This is a genomic window from Mesorhizobium sp. B2-4-13, from assembly GCF_006658535.1.
GTDB lineage: Bacteria > Pseudomonadota > Alphaproteobacteria > Rhizobiales > Rhizobiaceae > Mesorhizobium > Mesorhizobium australicum.
In genome coordinates this window covers 602,540-619,495 of record NZ_VFVB01000002.1, presented here as the reverse complement: position 1 = coordinate 619,495, position 16,956 = coordinate 602,540, and the positions used below count along the sequence as shown (strand labels likewise).

At 63.8% G+C, this 16,956-nt stretch carries 16 protein-coding genes and 1 pseudogene; 9 read left to right on the top strand and 8 right to left on the bottom strand.

The features are described from left to right. Position 1: 1 nt before the first annotated feature. The 3 genes and pseudogenes from FJ936_RS07070 (at position 2) to FJ936_RS07060 (ending at position 2,135) form a co-directional block, all read left to right on the top strand. Entirely contained in the window at positions 2-226 is a 225-nt protein-coding gene (locus FJ936_RS07070) for a hypothetical protein (protein ID WP_041163323.1), read from the top strand. 75 nt (positions 227-301) lie between these two features. After that, positions 302-1,087, top strand: coding sequence for a ThuA domain-containing protein (locus FJ936_RS07065; RefSeq protein WP_141906305.1), 786 nt, complete (start codon positions 302-304; stop codon positions 1,085-1,087). After that, positions 1,087-2,135: pseudogene (locus FJ936_RS07060) on the top strand (Gfo/Idh/MocA family oxidoreductase). The gene FJ936_RS07065 and the pseudogene FJ936_RS07060 overlap by 1 nt, the downstream one beginning before the upstream one ends. A gap of 49 nt (positions 2,136-2,184) precedes the next feature. On the opposite strand, the gene FJ936_RS07055 reads toward FJ936_RS07060, so the two are convergent. From FJ936_RS07055 to FJ936_RS07030, 6 genes are all read right to left on the bottom strand, one after another. Next, the gene (locus FJ936_RS07055; protein WP_140792638.1) at positions 2,185-2,433 is read right to left on the bottom strand and encodes a DUF680 domain-containing protein; all 249 of its coding nucleotides are present in this window, start codon (positions 2,431-2,433) and stop codon (positions 2,185-2,187) included. Between the two features lie 187 nt (positions 2,434-2,620). Then, entirely contained in the window at positions 2,621-3,265 is a 645-nt protein-coding gene (locus FJ936_RS07050; RefSeq protein ID WP_015315788.1) for a TetR/AcrR family transcriptional regulator, read from the bottom strand. Between the two features lie 91 nt (positions 3,266-3,356). After that, positions 3,357-4,133, bottom strand: a complete 777-nt coding sequence (locus FJ936_RS07045; protein ID WP_140792640.1) for an SDR family oxidoreductase — start codon at positions 4,131-4,133, stop codon at positions 3,357-3,359. Between the two features lie 3 nt (positions 4,134-4,136). After that, positions 4,137-5,171 (bottom strand): phosphotransferase, encoded by a 1,035-nt coding sequence (locus tag FJ936_RS07040; protein WP_140792642.1) that lies wholly within the window; start codon positions 5,169-5,171, stop codon positions 4,137-4,139. Beyond that, entirely contained in the window at positions 5,168-5,653 is a 486-nt protein-coding gene (locus FJ936_RS07035; RefSeq protein WP_023770549.1) for a MaoC family dehydratase, read from the bottom strand. The genes FJ936_RS07040 and FJ936_RS07035 overlap by 4 nt, the downstream gene beginning before the upstream one ends. A 39-nt stretch (positions 5,654-5,692) precedes the next feature. After that, positions 5,693-6,508 carry an SDR family oxidoreductase gene (locus FJ936_RS07030; protein WP_140618764.1) on the bottom strand — a complete coding sequence of 272 codons (816 nt, stop codon included), beginning with the start codon at positions 6,506-6,508 and terminating at the stop codon, positions 5,693-5,695. A 113-nt stretch (positions 6,509-6,621) separates the two neighbouring features. Between FJ936_RS07030 and FJ936_RS07025 the strand changes: the two genes are divergently transcribed. From FJ936_RS07025 to FJ936_RS07000, 6 genes are all read left to right on the top strand, one after another. Next, complete coding sequence (locus FJ936_RS07025) at positions 6,622-7,863, top strand: acyl-CoA dehydrogenase family protein (protein WP_140792644.1); 1,242 nt, start codon at positions 6,622-6,624, stop codon at positions 7,861-7,863. Positions 7,864-7,908: 45 nt separating this feature from the next. Continuing rightward, positions 7,909-8,946, top strand: coding sequence for a zinc-binding dehydrogenase (locus FJ936_RS07020; protein WP_140792646.1), 1,038 nt, complete (start codon positions 7,909-7,911; stop codon positions 8,944-8,946). Positions 8,947-9,156: 210 nt separating this feature from the next. Then, positions 9,157-10,323, top strand: a complete 1,167-nt coding sequence (locus FJ936_RS07015) for a glycosyltransferase family 87 protein (RefSeq protein ID WP_140792648.1) — start codon at positions 9,157-9,159, stop codon at positions 10,321-10,323. Continuing rightward, positions 10,316-11,302 (top strand): glycosyltransferase family 2 protein, encoded by a 987-nt coding sequence (locus FJ936_RS07010; RefSeq protein WP_140792652.1) that lies wholly within the window; start codon positions 10,316-10,318, stop codon positions 11,300-11,302. Before FJ936_RS07015 ends, FJ936_RS07010 begins: the two co-directional genes overlap by 8 nt. Then, a complete protein-coding gene (locus tag FJ936_RS07005; protein ID WP_141906304.1) occupies positions 11,299-12,117 on the top strand; it encodes a ChbG/HpnK family deacetylase in 819 nt (272 codons plus the stop codon). The genes FJ936_RS07010 and FJ936_RS07005 overlap by 4 nt, the downstream gene beginning before the upstream one ends. Then, on the top strand, positions 12,114-12,521 hold the full coding sequence (locus FJ936_RS07000; RefSeq protein ID WP_140793292.1) for a GtrA family protein: 408 nt from the start codon (positions 12,114-12,116) through the stop codon (positions 12,519-12,521). Before FJ936_RS07005 ends, FJ936_RS07000 begins: the two co-directional genes overlap by 4 nt. A gap of 6 nt (positions 12,522-12,527) precedes the next feature. On the opposite strand, the gene FJ936_RS06995 is transcribed toward FJ936_RS07000, so the two are convergent. Further along, positions 12,528-15,659, bottom strand: a complete 3,132-nt coding sequence (locus FJ936_RS06995) for an efflux RND transporter permease subunit (protein WP_140793294.1) — start codon at positions 15,657-15,659, stop codon at positions 12,528-12,530. Beyond that, a complete protein-coding gene (locus FJ936_RS06990; protein ID WP_140793296.1) occupies positions 15,656-16,816 on the bottom strand; it encodes an efflux RND transporter periplasmic adaptor subunit in 1,161 nt (386 codons plus the stop codon). The genes FJ936_RS06995 and FJ936_RS06990 overlap by 4 nt, the downstream gene beginning before the upstream one ends. Positions 16,817-16,956 lie beyond the last annotated feature (140 nt).

Here is a 16,956-nt window from a genome sequence, read left to right as displayed (position 1 = left end):
GATGCCGTCGAAGTCCGCGCCGAAATCGCCGAAAACCGCGGCGGTCCGTTCGCTCGAACATGAGCGGCATTACGAGGCCGACGCCGAAGAGGAACTTGAGGAAGGCCTCGAGGACACGTTCCCGGCCAGCGATCCCGTGTCGATTACCGGGTCGTCCATTCCTGGAGCACCGGCGAAACCCGGCAAGGCCAAGACCGTCCCCGGCCGCAAGACCCGCAAACCCTGATTTCAGAATTTTGGCTGACGGCCTCTTCCCAAGACCTCCGTGGATGCGGTATTCAAAGCGCTTTGGAGAGGAAAAATGCCTGTTAGAGCCGTTGTCTGGGGTGAAAACGTCCACGAACAGACCAATGCCGCCGTACGCAACCTCTATCCGCTGGGTATGCATGGCACCATTGCCGCCGCCCTCAATCAGGACAAGGGCGTCGAAGCGACCACCGCCACCTTGCAGGAACCCGAGCATGGCCTGAGCGAGACGCGCCTGGCCGCCACCGACGTGCTTTTATGGTGGGGCCATGCCGCCCACGGCGAGGTCAAGGACGAGATCGTCGAGCGCGTGCAGAAGCGGGTCTGGGAAGGCATGGGGTTGATCGTGCTCCATTCCGGCCACTACTCGAAGATCTTCAAGCGGCTGATGGGCACGCCCTGTTCGCTGAAATGGCGTGAGGCGGGCGAGCGCGAGCGTGTCTGGGCGATCAACCGCAGCCACCCGATCGCGCAACGCATCGGCGAATGCCTGGAGATCGGCGAGACGGAAATGTATGGTGAGCCGTTCGCGGTGCCGGAGCCGCTGGAGACGGTATTTATCTCCTGGTACGAAGGCGGCGAGGTGTTCCGATCGGGGCTGACCTATCAGCGCGGGGCGGGAAAAATCTTCTACTTCTCGCCGGGCCATGAGACCTATCCGATCTATCACAATAAAGGCGTTCAGCAGGTGCTGCGCAACGCCGTGCATTGGGCGCATAACCCGGCCCCGGCCTGGTCCGGCATCACCAATGCGCCAAACGTGCCGACGGACAAGGCCAAGGAGAAGATCGTGCAGAAAGGCCTGCGCCTGCATGCGGACGGTGACAAGGGACTGAGCTGATGCACCGCCTGCTTTTGCTCGGCACCGGTTGGATCGCGGCGCATCATATCGAGGAGTTCGGTCAGGTCCCGGGCTGCGCCATCGTCGCTTGCGTGGACCACCTGCCGGGCCGCGCGGCGGCGTTCGCAGCCGCCAACAAAATAGGCACGTTCTTTGAAAGCCTCGATGCGGCGATCGCTTGGGGTGAGTTCGATGCCGCCATCAACGCCACGCCCGACCAGGTTCACAAGGCGACGACGCTGGCCCTGCTGGCCGCCGGGAAACATGTGTTCTGCGAAAAGCCGCTGGCGCCGAACCACGCCGATGCGCTTGCGATGAGCGATGCCGCCGAGGCGGCCGGGCTCGTCAACATGGTCAACCTGACCTATCGCAACACTCCGGTGATCCAGGAGGCGCGGCGCATGGTGCAGGCCGGCGAGATCGGCGAGTTGCGCCATGTCGAGGCGAGCTACCGGCAAAGCTGGCTGGTCAGCAAGTTCTGGGCGATTGGCGGGTCGACGACAAATGGCTGTGGCGCCTGTCGGGCCGGCACGGTTCGACAGGTGTTTTGGGCGATGTCGGCATCCATATCCTCGACTTCGCGACCTATGGGGCGGCCGAGGATATCGTCAGCCTGCATGCCGATCTTGTGACCTTTCCGAAGGCGGAAGGCGACCGCATCGGCGACTATGTGCTCGACGTCAATGACAGCTTGGCGATAACGGCGCGGCTCGGTTCAGGCGCGCTGGCCACGATCATGGCCAGCCGCTACACGACAGGCCACGGCAATGATTTGTCGCTGGCCCTGCACGGTACCAAGGGCGCGATCAAGGTCGAGACCGACGGTAAGGTTTCGAAACTGTCCGCTTGCCTGGGTGACGACGTCGATCAGCACCGTTGGCGGACGCTGACGCCACCTGGCGTCAAGCACAACGCCCAGCGCTTTGTCGATGCGCTGGACACGGGACAGAACGGCGATCCGTCGTTCCGGCGGGCCGCCGACATGCAAAGGCTGATCGACGCCGCCTTCGAAAGTTCAGCGACCAAACTGCCGGTCTCGATCGGCTGAAATCACCATCCGGCCGGCTGAGCCGGCCAGAACCTACTTTCGAAAAATCTCAGTAGGCGCTCGGCATGATCCACGGGTTCACCGTGATGCCGAGCCGGGGACCCTTGCCGTCGGTCGTGGCTTCCGTGGAGGCCTTCTTGTCGACCGAACCGGTCGAAGCGCAATCGAGCTTCATATTGGTCTTGGTGTCGACGCAGGTCGCGGCGGGAACGTGCTTGACCGCGTGGGTGCCGTTGGCGGCAAAGGCCGAGCCCGAAAGTGCCAGCACGGCGGCGAGGGTGAGGAGTGTCTTTTTCATGGCCTGTCTCCGGTTTCGGCGGGTGAATTTTTTTCGTACATGTACGTTATTCCGTACAAATACGTCCGTCGATCGCGAAGTTCAAGAGAAAATCGTACGCGTACGGTAGTTTTTTGTTAACCAAGAAAGTCGCTGCGGAAGGCTTGGAGGGGCGGTGCGGAATCTGGGAGAACAAAGGATATAGCGCTCAGCAGTTGACCGGTGTCTCGGTCAATGGCGGCACATCTTGCGTGCTGAGCGTGGCAAGGGTGAAGTCGCACATTCGCTTCACGAAAGCCTGCGGGTCGCCGAACGGGTAGAAGGGGAAGGTGATCAAAAGCGAGATCGTGCCATGGCCGACGGCCCACAGTATGGTGGCGATGGCGCGTGGATCGCCATGCAATTTGCCGGCGGCGACACAGGCCTCGACCCTGCTGATCAGCGCCTTCATTGCGGGGTTGCTTTCCTCCATGTCCTCGTAGCTCCTGCCTTCCGGCAGCTTGGTCTTTTCGGTCATGAAGACGGTGCGGTATTCGTTGGGGTTGCCGAGCCCGAAGGCGGCATATTCGGTCATGACCGCCTGCAAGGCCTCGATCGGATCGTCGGACGGGTGCTCCTCAATGCGCCGGGCGAGCGTTTCGAACGCGTCCTCGGCCAGGGCGAACAGGATGTCCTGCTTGTCGGCGAAGTAGGAATAGACCGACATCGGCGCATAGCCGACCCGCTTGGCCAGCTTGCGGATGGTCAAGCCTTCATAGCCTTCTTCCTGGACGAGCTTGTGCGCGGCCGCGACAAGCTCCGAGCGCAGTTCGGCCTTTTGTTTCTCGCGGCGTTTCTGGACGCTCAGCGGCAAGTCCGTTGCCCTTGTCTGGTTGGTGCCTGGCTGAATTATATACGCTGTACGGAAACGGACAAGGGCGCCGCGGGTTCCCACGCGGCAGGCGTCAGATCGCGCCAACACCGCCATCGATGGCCAGCGCATGGCCGGTCATGAAGGAATTGGCCGGGTCGGCGGCAAACAGGATGGCCGTGGTGATCTCGTCGACTTCCGCCACGCGCTTCATCGGTATGCCACGGGTCAGCTCGGCCAACGCCTCTGCCTCCGGAATGCCGGAGACGCTCACGAAACCGTCTATCATGCCCGTTCTGGTGTGGGCGGGGCAGATGGCATTGATGCGCAGACCCTTGCTGGCATATTCGACCGCCGCCGACCGGGTCAGGCCGATCACGCCATGCTTGGCGGCTGCATAGACCGAAAGCTTCGGCGCGCCCGAAAGGCCGGCGGCCGAGGCAATGTTGACGATGGCGCCGCCCTTGCCGGTCGCCTTGAACTGCCGCTCCACTTGCGGGATCTGGTGCTTCATGGCGTAGAAGACGCCGAGCAGGTCGATCTCGAGCACCCGGCGGGCTTCGTCCGATGGAACCTGCGGCAGGCGCACGAAACTCTGAACGATGCCGGCATTGTTGACGGCGACATCCAGGCGGCCAAATTTTTCCAACGCCAGCGCCACCAGCGCTTCCGACAGTGCCTCCTCGGCAATGTTGCCTGCCAGCATCGCGGTCTCGGTATCGAGCGTCTCGGCGAAACTCATCAGGGCCGTTTCATCCAGGTCCGAGAGAACCAGCCGGGCGCCTTCGGCGGCAAAGCCCTTGGCGGCGCCACGGCCGAGGCCGCCGGCCGCGCCCGTGATCAGCACCGTGGTTCCATCAAAGCGGCCCATTGCTTAGTCTTCCTTGTCGATCAGCTCGGCGGCGAGGTGCGACAGCAGCTTCACCGCCTCGCCATAGGTCCTGGCTTTTTCCGGATTGGAAGCATTGCCGTCCAGCGCCCGCTTGTAGACACCCTGGCAGATTGCCGCCAGGCGGAAGAAGGAGAAGGCGAGGAAGAACGTCCAGTTGCCGATGCCGGCGAGGCCGCGCCGCCGGCAATAGGCAGCGACATAGTCTTCTTCCAAGGGCAGGCCGAGGGCCGGGCGATCGATGCCGCCAAGGCCGCGAAAGCCGGAGGCATGCGGCAGGCGCCATTGCATGCATTGATAGGCGATGTCGGCGAAGGGGTGGCCCGATGTCGACAATTCCCAATCGAGCACCGCCAGTACCCTCGGCTGGTCCGGCGCAAAGATCAGATTGTCCAGCCGATAGTCGCCATGCACCAGCGATATCAGGCCGTCATCGACCGGCAGGTGGGTTTCCAGCCAGGCGATCAGCCGGTCCATGTCGGCAATGATACCGGTTTCGGAAGCACGGTACTGGCCGGTCCAGCGTGCCAGCTGCCGCTCGAAGTAATTGCCGGGGCGTCCGAAATCGCCAAGACCCACGGCCTCGACATCGACATCGTGCAGGGCGGCGAGCGTGGCGTTCATGGCGTCGTAGATCGCGGCGCGTTCCTCGTTGCCGTACGCCTCCGGCAGTGCCGGATCCCAGAAGATGCGGCCGTCGAGGAAATCCATGACGTAAAACATGCGGCCGATGGGCGAATCCTCGGTCGACAGGTGCAGCATTTCGGGCACTGGTACGGCGGTGCCGGAAAGCGCCTTCATCACACGGAATTCGCGGTCTACCTGGTGAGCCGATTTCAGGAGTTGGCCTGGCGGCTTGGCGCGCAGCACGTAACGGCCGCTTGCCGCCGTCAGGAGATAGGTCGGGTTGGATTGGCCGGATTTGAATTTTTCGATGGCCGCGAGTCCGGAAAAACCCGGGATATGCGCGTCGAGGTAAGGCGCGAGCGTCGCCTGGTCGAGCGCGTTGGCGTCGTTCATGCTGTCTCGGGCTGGCGTTCAAGCAAGGTCAGCGTCAGCCAACGGGCGGTGAGCGCCGGTTTTTTGGAGCCTTCGATCTCGATGGTCACGTCGTGCGCCGTCTGCACCCAGCCCGACGGCCTGACCTTGACGTCGGCCAGCACGAAACGGGTGCGGATGCGCGCGCCGGTCTTCACCGGGGCGAGAAAGCGCAGCGAATCGAAACCGTGATTGACGCCCATCTTGCCGTTTTCCAGTGGCGGCATGGTCTCGAACGTCATCGCCGACAGCAGCGACAGCGACAGGAAACCATGCGCGATGGTGCCGCCGAACGGCGTTTCGCGCTTGGCCCGCTCCGGATCGCAGTGGATGAACTGGTGGTCGTCGGTGGCGTCGGCGAACTGGTCGATCATGCGTTGCGTGACCACCCGCCAGGGCGAAACGCCGACCTCCTTGCCGACACTGGCCAGAAGCACATCGAGACTGATTGGTTCCACGCTCATGTCCTCCAGTTCACCTCCGGCTTCTGCGGCCGGAAAATGTCATTCCTTGAACAAGGTCAACCCATGCTGCACCGACTGCCCGCCGTCGATCGGAAGGATGGCGCCGGTGACATAGCTGCCTGCACGGCTGCACAAATAGAGCGTTGCGCCGGCAATGTCATCCGGTGTGCCGATGCGGCCGATCGGGACATGGCCGCCGACATGCCTGGCCTGCTCGTCCGTGCCGGTGGCAAATGCGGTCATACGGCTCTGGAAGGGACCGGGGGCAAAGGCGTTGACGGTGATGCGGCGGCCGGCGAATTCGAGCGCCAGCGTGCGTGTCAGGTGATGAACGGCCGCCTTGGAGGCGGTGTAGGAATAGGCGTCGTCGGCCAGCGGCTGCGTTCCCATCACCGAGCCCAGATTGATCACGCGGGCAGGATCTTCGTCGCTGGCGGCGGCATCGAGCAGCGGCAGCAATTCGCGCGTCAGATGGAAAACCGCGGTGACATTGACGCCGAACACCTTGGCCCATGCCGAATAAGGGAAGCTCTCCAGCGGCGCACCCCAGGACACGCCGGCATTGTTGATGAGGATATCGAGTTTGCCGGTGCGCGCCTTGACCTCGCCGACCAAGGCGGCAATGCCGGCCTCGCTGGAGACGTCGCCGGCAAAGCCTTCCGCTTGGCCCGAAGCGCCAAGCCCGTTCAACTCACTGGCCACCTTGATGCAGTCCTCGCCCTTGCGCGAGGCGATCATCACGCTGGCGCCGGCCTTGATCAGCGCGGTCGCCGCCATGCGGCCGATGCCGGTCGCGGCTCCCGTCACCAGCGCGGTCTTGCCGGTGACCGAAAACAGCTCGTCCAGATAGCTCATCACAATCCTCCGCACGGCCTGCGGGCAAACAGTTCGCGTTGACAAGGCTATCCGAAGTACGGTCATCCTTGCCACTGACAAAATGCCCGGCCTGCATGAAGGGTTAGCGACCGATGACGGAGATGAATCTCGGCATGACCGAGCGGTTGAAGCCGATCCACGCCCGCGTCGCGGCCATGGTGCGCGACGAGATCATGCCGCTCGACAAGGAATTCCTGAGCGAGGTCGGCAAGGCCGGCGACCGTTGGGTCTACAGCAAGCGCCAGGGGGAGATCCTTGAAGGTTTGAAGAAGACCGCACGGGAGCGCGGCCTGTGGAACTTCTGGCTGACCGGCTCGGAACGCGGCTACGGCCTGTCCACCGTCGAATACGCCTATTTGGCCGAGGAGATGGGCAAGGCGCATCTGGGCGCCGAAACCTTCAACTGCTCGGCACCCGACACCGGCAACATGGAGGTTCTGGAACGCTACGGCTCGGCCGAGCACAAGCGGGAATGGCTCGAGCCGCTGCTGGACGGAAAGATCCGCTCGGCCTATCTCATGACGGAGCCGGACGTCGCCTCCTCCGACGCCACCAACATTTCCATGCGCTGCGAGCGACAGGGCGGCGACTATCTGCTCAACGGCGAGAAATGGTGGGCGTCGGGTGCCGGTGACCCGCGCTGCGCCATTTACATCGTCATGGTGCGGACCGCCGGCGATGAAGAGCCACAGCACCGCCGCCATTCGATGATCCTGGTTCCCTCGGGCGCGAAGGGCGTGACCAAGGTCCGGGCGATGCAGGTCTATGGCGACGATGACGCGCCGCATGGCCACATGCATCTTCGCTTCGACAATGTGCGGATATCGACGTCGAACCTGATCCTCGGCGAGGGCAGGGGCTTCGAAATCGCGCAAGGCCGGCTCGGCCCCGGCCGCATCCATCACTGCATGCGCGCCATCGGCCAGGCCGAGATGGCGCTGGAGATGCTGTGCCGGCGTTCCCTACGCCGCGAGGCCTTCGGCCAGAAGCTGGCGAAACTCGGCGCCAATCTCGACATCATCGCCGAATGCCGCATGGAGATCGAGATGGCCCGGCTGCTCTGCCTCAAGGCGGCATGGATGATCGATCAGGGCGACGCGCGGGCCGCGGCCCCCTGGATCAGCCAGATCAAGGTCATCGCGCCGCGTGTGGCGCTCAAGGTCACCGACGAGGCGGTGCAGATGTTCGGCGCGCAAGGCATCAGCCAGGATACGCCTCTCGCCCGCTCGTGGACGCATCTCAGGACGCTGCGCCTCGCCGACGGGCCGGATGCAGTGCATCGGCGGCAGGTGGCGCGCATGGAGCTGAAGAAATACACGCAGGAAAAGGTCTGAGCGCTGCCCGGCCGCGTTGCCGCCGACAAACAAGGAATACCGTCAATGACGATCCCCTCCGAAATGAAGGCGCTGCTCTTGGTCGGTGACGGCTATACGAGTACGCCGAGCGGCAGTGCGCTCGAGGCGATGGAGCCGTATCTCGAGCCGGGAAGCATCGGCGTGCCTGCGCCCGGACCTGGCCAAGTGCTGATCAAGGTCAGCCTCGCTTCGATCAATCCCTCGGATGTCGCCTTCATCAAGGGCCAGTACGGCCAGCCGCGCGTTATGGGCCGTCCGGCCGGCTTCGAGGGTGTCGGCACGGTCGTCGCGAGCAGCGAGGAGCCCTATCCCAAGAGCCTTGTCGGCAAGCGCGTCGCTTTCGCCACTGGTCTGAGCAATTGGGGCTCGTGGGCTGAATATGCCGTCGCCGAGGCGGCGGCCTGCATTCCGCTTCTCGATACGGTTCGAGACGAGGATGGCGCTGCGATGATCGTCAATCCGCTGACCGCGATCGCCATGTTCGACATCGTCAAGCAGGAAGGCGAAAAGGCCTTCGTCATGACCGCCGGTGCGAGCCAGCTCTGCAAGCTGATCATCGGGCTGGCGAGGGAGGAAGGGTTTCGGCCTGTTGTCACGGTGCGCCGTGACGAGCAGATCGCGTTGCTGAAACAACTTGGCGCGGCGCATGTCCTCAACGAGAAGGTGCCTGATTTCGAGGCCACGCTGCGCGAGGTGATGAAGGCCGAACAGCCGCGCATCTTCCTCGATGCAGTCACCGGGCCGCTGGCATCTGCCATCTTCAACGCGATGCCAAAAAGGGCTCGCTGGATCATCTACGGCCGGCTCGATCCCGAGGCAACGATCATCCGCGAGCCCGGCCAGCTGATCTTCCAGCACAAGCACATCGAAGGCTTTTGGCTTAGCGAGTGGATGCGGCAATCCAGGGATCGGCGAGGTCCGGCGGTCCTCGAGGCACAGAAGCGTTTTTCGGACGGACGCTGGTCGACCGACGTGACGGCGGTCATTCCGCTGGCCGAGGCAATGGCGCGAATGCCGGCGGAGCTGGCCAAGCCCAACGGCAAGGTGTTCATTCGGCCCTGATGCCGTCTTATGCGGCCCGGGAAGGGCGATCGCAGGCTTTCTGGACCTTTTCCCAGTTCGGTCGGCCATCCTTGGCGATCCCCGAAATTGATCGCCGCGTCTTTCGACCCCTATGCCTCGTCGCTTTGTCCGTGATATGTCGCCGCCATCGAATGCCGGGGACGGCGCCAAGGCTGAGGCGCCTTCCCCCATGGCGTGCGGGGTGAATTGATGACGATTTCCAAGCCGGTTTTCGATCGTTTGGGGCTGGGCATGTGGATCGGGGCATTCCTGATCGTTCTCGGCCTGGTGCTATGGTCGCCCGGCACGCGCACGGTGACGCAAGCCTACGGATATGGCAGCGAAGCATTCCTGACCGGGCGGCCGCTGTACAATCTTCAATCCGAGATGGGGTACCTGTATGCGCCAGCCTTCGCCGCGCTTTACCTACCGGTGCTGAAGCTCGGACCGTATCTGGGCGGCGTGGTGTGGCATGCGGTGGGCTTCGCAGCGCTCACCTTCGCGGCGATGCGGCAAGTGCGCAAAATCGGCGGTGAGGAATTGCCATGGCTGCTTTCCTTCGGCCTCTTCCTTGCCCTGCCGATGGCGCTGGGTGCCATCCGCAACGGCCAGGCGACGATCCTTTTGACCGCGGCCTGCTGGCTTCTGACCCTGTCGGCGCTCGAAGGGCGGCGCGCCGAAACCTTCTTCTGGGCTTCGGTCGCCATCATCGCCAAACCGACCGCGATCATCATGCTTTTGCTGGTGGGAGCCCTGCGCCTGCGGCTGATACCCGTGCTCGTGCTGGCAGTGCTGTTGGTACTGGCCATACCGTACGCGTTCGCGCCTGCCGGCTACCTCAACCAGCAGTACGGTGACTTCGCCCGCATGTTGACCTCCATGGCCGTCGACAAGTCCGGCCACTTTGTCCCTACCGACTTCACGGCGCCTTTCACCTCGGCCGGGCTGCCCATGCCTGAGTTCGCCGCCACGATCGTGCGCATCGTCGGGGCATTGCTTACGCTGTCGACCGTCCTCTGGTTCGACCGCAAGCTCCAGCCTGGAATAGCCGCACTGGCGATCTTCCTGGCGGCTGCCTTCTACATGTGCGTCTTCAATCCGCGTGTCGAGCCAAATACCTATGCCATGATCGCCGTGCCCGCCGGCCTCGCTATCGCCACACTGTGGCGGGAGGAGCGTGGCGGCGTCCTGGCCTCGGTGCTGTCGACGGTATTGTTCCTCACAGGTTTGACCAGCGTCGAGCGCCACATGCATGATTTCTTCTACCCTTGGTTCCGGCCGATCGCGGTCACCTTCATCGCCTGTTCGCTGATCTGGTGGTTCTGGGCCAAGGCGCGCGAAAAGATCGTGAGCGTCGGACCCGTTGCACATGGCTGATCCGCGTCAAAAACTCGACATCGTGGCGCCCTTCTTCAACGAGGCGCAATCGGCGCCGGCCTTTGCCGCCCTGCTCGACAGGCTCGAGGAAGCGGTATCAAGCCGTTTCGGCATGGCCGTCCACAAGATCCTGGTCGACGACGGCAGCCTCGACGATGGCGCCAGGCGATTTTCGCAAGCCCTGTCGGGATCGTGGGAGATCGTTCGCCTCAGCCGCAATTTTGGCAAGGAGGTCGCGGTGCTCGCCGGCCTCGACCAGTCGCGGGGCGACATGGTGCTGATCATGGATTCGGATCTGCAGCATTCCATGGATATCAGCTTGAAGATGATCGCCGAGCTGGTGGAAAGCCCCGATATCGACGTCGTGTACGCGCAGAACGACCGCCGCGAGGCCAGCTGGCGGCGCAGCCAGCTGGCGCGACTTTTCTACAGCCTGATCAACAGCAGCCAGCGTTTTGACATTCCGGAGAACGCCGGTGATTTTCGCGTCATGCGCGGTCCCGTGGTGCGTGCGCTGACCAGCCTGCGCGACAAGCGGCGCTTCAACAAGGGCCTGTTCGCCTGGGCCGGTTTCCGTCAGAAAGCCATACCCTATTCGCCGGAAAACCGCCCCATCGGCACGTCGAAATGGAGCCGGCTCAACCTGATCGCCTTTTCACTGGAAGGATTTACATCGTTTTCCGTCATCCCGCTGCGCATCATCAGCTTGAGCGGGATGCTGGCGGCGCTGGCGGGCGTCGTTTACGGCGCCAAAGTGTTCTTCGAGGTGATGTTCTACGGCGTTGCCGTGCCTGGTTACCCCAGCCTGATGGTCGCCGTCGTGCTGCTCGGCGGCCTCAACCTCACCTTGCTCGGCCTGATCGGCGAATATGTCTGGGTCACGCTGTCGGAGAGCAAGGACCGGCCGGTCTATCTGGTGCGCGATGTGGTGCTCAGCGAGACCGCCCCCGACAAGCCGCCGGGCGCGTCCCGCGGATGACGCGGCGCATTCGCCTGATCGCCGACGACTACGGGCTGGCACCAGGGGTTTGCGCCGGCATTCTCGACCTGCTCGACCGCGGACGCCTGACCGGCACCAGCTGCATGACCGGTTTTCCGGAATGGGCCGAGGCGGCGGCGCGCATAAAGCCGCTGCGCGGCCGCGCGGCGATCGGGCTGCACCTGACCCTTACGGACCAGCCAGCGGTCACAGGCAAATCGAGCCTGGCGCCCGAGGGTCGGTTGCCGCCGCTTCGTTCGCTGGCCCTGCCGGTCCTGCGCGGGCGGGTCGACGAGCGCGACGTCCATGCCGAACTCGACGCGCAATATAGCCGTTTCGTCGAGGCGCTGGGCCGCAAGCCCGACTTCATCGACGGTCATCAGCACGTGCATTTCCTGCCTGTCGTGCGCGGCTGGCTGCGGACACGTTTTCCCGACACTGCCGGCAGGCCGGTGCTGCGAGGCGCTCCGGCGCTGAGCGATGCCGCCGCCGCACCGAAAATCGCGGCAATCGCTGCCGTGGCCGCCGGCTTCAACCAATCGATGCAGCGTGCCGGCTTTGCCGTTTTGAAGCCGCTCGCCGGCATCTATGACTGGCGGCAACCCGAAAAGTTCGCCCCCTTGCTGGAGGCTGCCGTCGAAGCGCTGTCGGACCGTGGGCTGTTCATGTGCCACCCCGGCCATGTCGACCAAACGCTGTGCGCGCGTGACCCGATGCAAGGCGTGCGCGAAGTGGAATTCGGCGTTCTGGCTTCGGATGCGTTCGGCGTGAGCCTGGCCCGAGCCGGTGTCGAGATCTTGGACGGCAGGGAATGAATGGCGTTCAGCAACGGCGTTCGACCGGCAGCAAGATCGTCCGTTTTGCGCTGGTCGGACTGGCAAATACGGCCATCGACCTTGCCGGTTTTTTCCTGCTGCTCAAGCTGCACGCCCCGCCGCTGTCCGCCAATGTCATCTCGTGGTCGATTGCCGTCGTCTTCTCTTTCGTGGCGAATGGCTTCTGGTCGTTCGAACGCAATCACGCCATTCGGCTGCATGATGCCTTCCTGCGCTTCGTCTCGGCTGGGGCGTTGATTTCGCTCGGCGTGTCCAGCCTGTCGATCGCACTCTTCGCCGGCATCGGCGGTGTGTGGCCGGCAAAGATCGGCGGGGTCATCGTGGCGGCCGTGCTGAACTTCCTTGCCGCGCGTTGGTCGATCGAGGGCCGGCTGCTGAAATAGGTATCTCTATTCCGCCGGTTCCACGTTGGTGTAGGCGGCTTCCTCGAGTTCGCGCTTCAGCCGTGCTTCCTCATGGGTCTTCGGTGTGACGAAGCGGCCAAGCAGGAGATAAGCGACCGGGGTCAGGAACAGTGTCGAGATGGTGGCCAGGCCAAGCCCGCCGACAATGACCCAGCCGAGCGCCACGCGTGCCTCGGCGCCAGCGCCGGCGGCCAGCACGAGCGGCACACCGCCAAGTATGGTGCAGATCATCGTCATCATCACCGGCCGCAGGCGGATGGTGGAAGCCTGCTCGATCGCTTCGCGCACGCCCAGGCCCCGATCTCGCAGCTGGTTGGCGAATTCGACGATCAGGATGCCGTTCTTGGCCATGACGCCGACCAGAAGCACCAGGCCGATCTGGCTGTAGGCGTTGAGGCTGGTGCCTGAAAGCAGCAGCGCGAAAATGGCGCAGGCAAGGCCGAGCGGCACCGTCGCCATGATGATGACGGCGCTGACGAAACTCTCGAACTGGGCGGCCAGCACCAGGAGGATGATGACCAGGGCGAAGCCGAAGATGGTGACCATGGCGCTGTTGGTTTCACCCAAAGTCGCAGCCTCGGCCAGAGGCAGGATGCGGCTTCCAGGCGGCAGGAGCGGCATGGCGATCTGCTCGGCGCGTGTCAGCGCATCGCCAAGCGCGAAATTGCCAGAGAGGTTCGAGGTGATCGCCACCGAAGGCTGCTGCTGTTCGCGCGACAGCGACGGTGGTACGGCGCGCTCGGTCAGGGTGGCGATGGTCGACATCGGCACGAAGCGGCCATCCGCCGTCTTGAGGAACACATTTTCCAGATCGGTCGGATCGTTGATCGGATTGGTGGTCGAGACCAGTTTCACCCCGTAGCTGCGGTCGGCGATGTAGACATCGACGACGTCGTTGCCGTCGAGCATGGCTTGCATGGTGTTGGCGAGCCCCGTGATGTCGATGCCGAGATCGGAGGCGCGCTCACGATCTATCGCTACGGCCAGTTGCGGCTGCGTCGGGTCGATCGACAGGCGCGGCGTCTGAAAGCGCTCATCCTTCTGCATCTCGGCGATGATCTTGACCGCTGCATCGCCAAGCGCCTTTCGGTCGTTGCCAACCAGAGCGAATTGCAGGCCGTTGCCGGCGCCGCGGATGCCGAGACTGTTGGGTTGGACCGGGAAGATCCGCACGCTGGGCACCTGCCTGGTCAACTGACTGATCTCGGCCATGATCTCCTGCTGGCTGCGGCTGCGCTCGTCCCACGGCGCCAGCGTCATCACCATGAAGCCCGAATTGTAGGAACCGTTCTGGCCGGCGTTTTCGAAGGTCGAGCGGATCTCGCCGGAATCGCGCATCGGCTGGATCAGCCGCTCGATCTTCTGCATCTGCTGCGTCGTGTAGTCGAGACTGACGCCTTGCGGGGCGTTGATGCGCAACAGCACGGCGGCGCGGTCCTCGGTCGGCGTCAGTTCCTGGCGGATGGTGCCGAACAGCGCGAAGGCGACGCCGGCAAACAGCACCGCGACCAGAACCACGATCCAGGGCGCGTCGAGGCAAGCGTGCAGCGCGCGCTTGTAGCCGGCATTCAGGACGCCGCCGATGCGAGCGCCGATGCCTTGGCCGCCTTCGTGGTGAAACGGCGCGCTGGTCAGCATGCGCGAGGCAAGCATCGGGCAAAGCGTCAGCGCGACCACGCAGGACAGAAGCACCGACATCGCAAGCACGAAACCGAATTCGCGGAACAGGCCGCCGGTCTGGCCGGGCAGGAACGAGATCGGCACGAAGACGGCGACAAGCGTCAGTGTCGTGGCGACGACGGCGAAGAACACTTCCTGCGCGCCGAGCACGGCCGCCGCACGCGGCCCCATGCCTTCATTGCGCCGTCGCACGATGTTTTCCAAGACGACGATGGCGTCGTCGACCACAAGGCCGGTGGCCAGCACCAAAGCGAGCAGCGTCAGGATGTTGACCGAGAAGCCGGCTAGATAGATGGCGGCGATGGTGCCGATCATGGCGACCGGCATCGACAGGCCGGGGATGAGCGTGGCGCGCCAGTCGAGCAGGAAGATGTAGATGACGATCAGCACCATGGTGACCGACAGGCCAAGCGCGATCTCGACCTCGTGCACCGCACCCTTGACGAAGACAGCGTCGTCGCTGGTGATCTTGATCGACATGCCCTTGGGCAGGTTCTCCTGCAGCTTGGCGACGGCGACCTGGACGCCCGTCGAAATGTCCAGCGTGTTCGATTCCGCCTGGCGGATAATACCGAGGCCGATTCCGGTCTTGCCGTCCGAACGCAGCGTCGTCTGGCCAACATCGGGGCCGAGCGTGACGGTCGCGACATCGCGGATGCGCGTCGTGCCGCCGATGATGATGTTTTCGAATTCCTCGGGCGTCGTCACGTCGGCCGTGGTGCGGACGATCAGGTCCTGGTTGGTCGTTGTGATCGACCCGGCCGGGGAATCGAAGGCGACGGAGGCAAGCGCCGCCCGGAGGTCGGCGACCGTGAAGCCGAGACTGGCGAGCTTGTTCTGGTCGACATCGATGCGAAAGATCTTGTCGCGGTCGCCATAGACCTGGACGTCGGCGACGCCGGGCACGGCGGCCAGTTCGTCCTCGATCTGGTCCTGGACCACCACCGTCATGTCCTGGATCGACATGGTGTCCGAAGTCACCGCCAGCCGCATCACCGCGTCGGAATTGGCATCGGCCTTGACGATGCGCGGCGGATCGGCGGTATCGGGCATCTGGTTGGCGACCCGGCCGACGGCATCACGCACATCCGAGGCGGCGACATTGAGATCGACACCGTCGTTGAACTCGATGGTGACGCGGCTCGAGCCGAAGGAGGAGGAAGACGAGATCGACTTGACGCCGGAGACGCGGGCGACGGCGCCCTCGATCGTGTCGGTCAGTTCGCGGTCGACGGTTTCGGCGGCCGCGCCTTCGAAGGTCGTGGAGACCGTGACGACGGCGCGGTCGACGTCGGGCAATTCGCGGATCTCGACACCGTAGAAGGCAGCGAGGCCGGCAACGGCAATAAGAGTGTTCAGCACGAACGCCATGACCGGCCTGCGGATGAACAGTGCGGTGAAGCCGGTATCGCTGGCGGCGTTGACGGAGCCGGTCATGAGCCTTCCGCGGCGTTGGCGGCGCGCTGCTCCTGGCCCGCGATGCGAACCTCGCCGCCTTCGCTGACACTTTGGGTGCCTTCGGTGACCACCATGTCGCCGCTGTCGATCTCCGCGTCGATCAATACGGTCTCGGTGTTGCGCTGGATGATGCGCACCGGCACGCGCCTGGCCTTGCCGTCCTCGACCTGCCAGACATAGGCGCCGTCCGAACCCCAGAGGATCGCCAGCGGGCTGACGGCCGGATAGGTCTCGCCGGGGAATTTCATGGTGATGGAGAACGACATGCCGGCGCGCAGCGAATCGGCCGGATTGGCGATGGTGGCCTTGACCAGAAGTGTGCGGCTCTTTTCGTCGATATGATTGTCGATCGCCGAAACCGTGCCGGTGTATGCGTTGCTCGGATTGGCGATCGGCGTCGCCGTCAATTGCGCGCCGACCTTGACGGCGGCGGCGAAGCGCTCGGGTACCTGGAAATCGACCAGGATAGAGGACCGGTCGTCAAGCGTGGCGATCGCCGACTGGTTGGTGACGTAATTGCCGGCCGAGATCGGCAGGATGCCGACCGTGCCGGTGATCGGCGCCAGGATCGAGCGGCGCTGCAGTGCAAGCTCGGCATCCTGAAGCGCCAGCTTGGCGCCGGCCAGAACCACTTCGGCATCGGCGACCGCGACCGGTGTCGCCGCGTTGGAGGCACGCAGCGACTTGACGCGGTCGAGCTTGGACTGAGCATCCTGCAAGGCAAGCTTGGCGCGGTCCTGTGCGATGATCTCCGTCTCGGAATCGAGCGTTGCGATGATCTGTCCCTTGTCGACATGAGTGCCGGATTCGACCAGCAACTCGGCAAGACGGCCGGAACTGTAGGGATTGACGGTCACCGAGGCGTTGGCACGGCCGGTGCCGATCGCCTGCAGGCGGTCGTTTATGGTGGCCGTACCGGCAGGCAAGGCGACGACGTTGACCTGCCGGACTCCATTGCGATTGCCAGCCTGTTTCGCGCCGTCCGCACCGCTTCTGGCGGGAGGCGTTGCCGCGTACGCCCAATCCATCCCCCAGCGCGCCAGCACTTCCGGCGCGCCTGGATAGAAGCGTGCCCAGGCGGCCGCGGCGGCGACCACGATCACAAGCGCAACGACAATTTGCTTCCAGGTCCGCATCGACACTCCGGTTTCAGAAATCGTCGGCCATTCCCGAAGGAACGGCACAGTGACGATGCGGGCGGGCGGCAAAAATCCGGCCACGCCACACCCCGATATCAGCGGTTTATGGCAATTATCACGCAATCGTGCACATTAAA